Origin of the sequence: Mycobacterium sp. (assembly GCF_052145595.1) — a bacterium.
In the GTDB taxonomy this organism is placed as follows: Bacteria; Actinomycetota; Actinomycetes; order Mycobacteriales; family Mycobacteriaceae; genus Mycobacterium.
Genome location: NZ_JBKQOI010000244.1, coordinates 1 through 3025 on the forward strand (window position 1 = coordinate 1; position 3025 = coordinate 3025).

Annotated in this window: 3 protein-coding genes; all 3 read right to left on the reverse strand. The window is 67.7% G+C overall.

From position 1 onward, the window contains the following. On the reverse strand, positions 1-982 hold a 982-nt coding region (locus tag ACLP4W_RS21425), incomplete at its 3' end, for a polyketide synthase (RefSeq protein ID WP_442389397.1). Between the two features lie 5 nt (positions 983-987). Then, positions 988-2640, reverse strand: coding sequence for an acyl-CoA dehydrogenase family protein (locus tag ACLP4W_RS21430; RefSeq protein WP_442389399.1), 1653 nt, complete (start codon positions 2638-2640; stop codon positions 988-990). A gap of 32 nt (positions 2641-2672) precedes the next feature. Further along, a partial coding sequence (locus ACLP4W_RS21435; RefSeq protein ID WP_442389401.1) for a glycosyl hydrolase family 65 protein occupies positions 2673-3025 on the reverse strand: 353 nt, incomplete at its 5' end.

Genomic DNA, 3025 nt, shown 5'->3' on the forward strand with positions numbered 1-3025 from the left:
GCTGCCCGACCGGGTTGGGTGCCGTAATACCCTTGCCGCGGCCGTCGCTGGAGCCGGCGAGGCCGAGCAGCACCGCGTAGATCCGGTCACCGTCGCGCTCGGCGTCGGACAGTCGCTTGAAGACGAACAACGCGGCGCCCTCGCCCATCACGAAACCGTCGGCGCCGGCGTCGAACGGGCGCGTGCCGGTCGCCGAGAGCGCGCCGATCTTGCAGAACTTCACGAAAGCCGCTGGGTCCATGTTGCGGTCGACGCCGCCCGTGATCGCGGCATCGAAGTCGCCGGCTTGCAACCCGCGCACCGCGGCCGACATGGCGGCCAGCCCCGACGCGCACGCTGCGTCGGTGGTGAAGTTCGGGCCGCGGAAGTTGAACAGGTTCGCCACCCGGCCGGCTGTTATGTTCGCCAGTTCTCCGGGCATGGTGTCTTCGGTGATCTCGTCGCACCCGGCGACAAACGACGCGTGGGTCTCGGCGAGCACGGCGTCGCGCACCTCCGTCGGCAGCGCGGCGAACGACGGGGCGGCGCTCAGTTCGCGTGCGAACGCGGGAAACTGGATCCGCAGGTTGCTGCGGTGCTGCTTGTCGCCGCCGATCGCGCTGCCGATGATGACGGCGACTCGCTCCGGGTCTACTGTCCAGTCCGGCCAGCCGGCGTCGAGCAGCGCCGAACGGGTGCCCGCGACCGCCCACATTTGCCCGCCGTCCATCTGCGTGCTGACCGTCGGCGGGATCGGCAGCTTCCACGTCAGTGGCTCCCAGGCAAAGTCGCGGACCCATCCACCGATACGCGAGTACGTCTTGTCCGGCGCGTGTGGGTCGGGGTCGTAGTACAACTCGGGGTCCCACCGCTCGGGCGGCACGTCGCTGATGCTGTAGCGGCCCGCCTTGACATTGGCCCAGAACGTGGCCGCGTCTGGCGCGTCAGGCATGATCGCGCTGACACCGACCACCGCAATCGGCTCTGACAATCGGATCGTCATGCTGCTCAGGCCTCCCGTCCGTAAAGCGCATCCGCCACCAGGTTCATGTCAGCGAGCAGACCGAACTGCGCGGCCCGCACCCGGTCGAGTGGCAGGTTTGCGGCCAGATCCGCCCCCGTACCCGCCCCGGACACCCATCGCAAGCCCTCTTCGGCGACCTTCAACGCGGCCTCTCGGGCAAACACTCGGCTGACGGCGGCCAGCGCCGCGGGCGTGAAGCGGGTGTCGGCCTTTTCCGGCAATTCGTTGGCGGCAGCCGCCGCGGCGCGGCGGGCCAGCGCGCCCGCGCATTCCGCGTAGGCGGTCAGTTCGCCCAGCCGCAGCAGAACGTGCTGATTTCTGGTCAGCCGACCCACCCGGCAGGCCTCCAGCACCGCAGCCAGGCACTCCTGTGCCAGCGCGGCCGTCGGGCCGCCGCAGTCGTCGGCAACATCGGCGAGCTCGCACGCCATGTCGCGGTAGTAGGCGCCGGATGTCTTGAGGTGCTGCTGCCACCGGTCGCGGGCGATCGTCATCTCCAGGATCTCTGAGGTCCCCTCGTAGATCATGGTGATCCGGACATCGCGCTTGATCTTTTCCACCATGTAATCTCGGGTGTAGCCGTATCCGCCGTGCGCTTGGATTGCCGCTTCGGCTGCCGCGTTGCCGGCCTCGGTCGCCAAGTACTTGGCGATTGCCCCCTCGGTGTTGAGCGCGCCACCCTCGCCCTCGCCGGCGTCGATGCGTGTCGCGGTCTCCTCCAGGAAAGCTCGTGCGGCTTCCAGTCGCACCGCGTGCGGCACGATCAGCTTGTGCGTGAAGCCCTGCTTGTTCGCTAGCGGCGCGCCGCCCTGCACCCGGTTGGCGGAGTAGGCGATCGCGCGGTCGAGGGCACCCCAACCACCGCCAAGGCCGAACGCGGCGACCATCACCCGGGTGTAGCCAAAGACCTGCTGGGCCTGGATGAGGCCGCGGCCCTCCTCGCGGCCCACGAGATTCTCAGCCGGTACCACCACGTCATCGAGAAACAGTGCGGCGGTGTTCGACAGCCGGATACCGTGCTTGTCCTCCGGTGGCGCCGCCGAGAAGCCTGCGGTGTCCTTCTCCACGATGAACCAGGACGGGCCGCCGGGGGCCAGTGCCAGAATCGAGTAGACGTCGGCGATCGAGCCGTTGCTGATCCACTGCTTACGCCCGGTGATCCGATATGCGGTCACCTGCCCGTCGGTCTCGACCGGAGTGGCCGTCGTCTTCATGGCGCCCAAGTCGCTACCCGCCTCGGGCTCAGTCGCGCCGTAGGCGAACAGGATGCCCTCCTCGGCGATGCGCCCCAGCCACTCCTTGCGCTGCTCGGAGGTCGCGCCGATCAGGATCGGGTCGGTACCGAGAAACGTGGCGAACACCGAGGTCGCGACCCCGATGTCGATGCGCGCAAGTCGTTCACAAACCCGATACGAGTCGAACGCCCCGCCGCCCAGCCCCCCGTACTCCTCGGGGATGAACACCAGGTGCACGCCGAGGTCCTCACCGCACATCGCACGGATGGTTTCCTCCGGACAGATGTCCTCATGGTCGAGTTCCAGCAGGCGCTCGTCCGGGAGGTTCGCGGCGACGAACTCGTCCAATGAGTCCAACATCATGTCCAGGGTGTCCCGGTCCAGGCCGACGGTCGCGGTCATGGCTCTCTTCCTTTTCGTCCGTATAGCAACGGTCAGCCGACGAATTCGACAGTGCTGCCGGGAGTCAGCCGCTTGACCTGACCATGGCATTCCACGTCGATTCCGCCGGCACCCCGCGGATCCACGCTGATGATCACGCCCCTGCCGCTGACCCGCAGGTGCAGGTGCAGACCGCGGTAGTGGATCGGCACGGCCAACTCGCCGAGTGTTTCCGGCCAGTGCGGGGAGAGGATGATGCGGTCGGCGCGGGTTTCCAGGCCGGTAAAGCAACGCTGCATGAGGTCGACGCTGCCGGCCATTGCCGCGAGGTGAACGCCTTCCGACGTGGTGCCGCCCTGGATATCGGCAACGTCGGAGATCAGAGCCTGTTGGAAGAACTCCATTG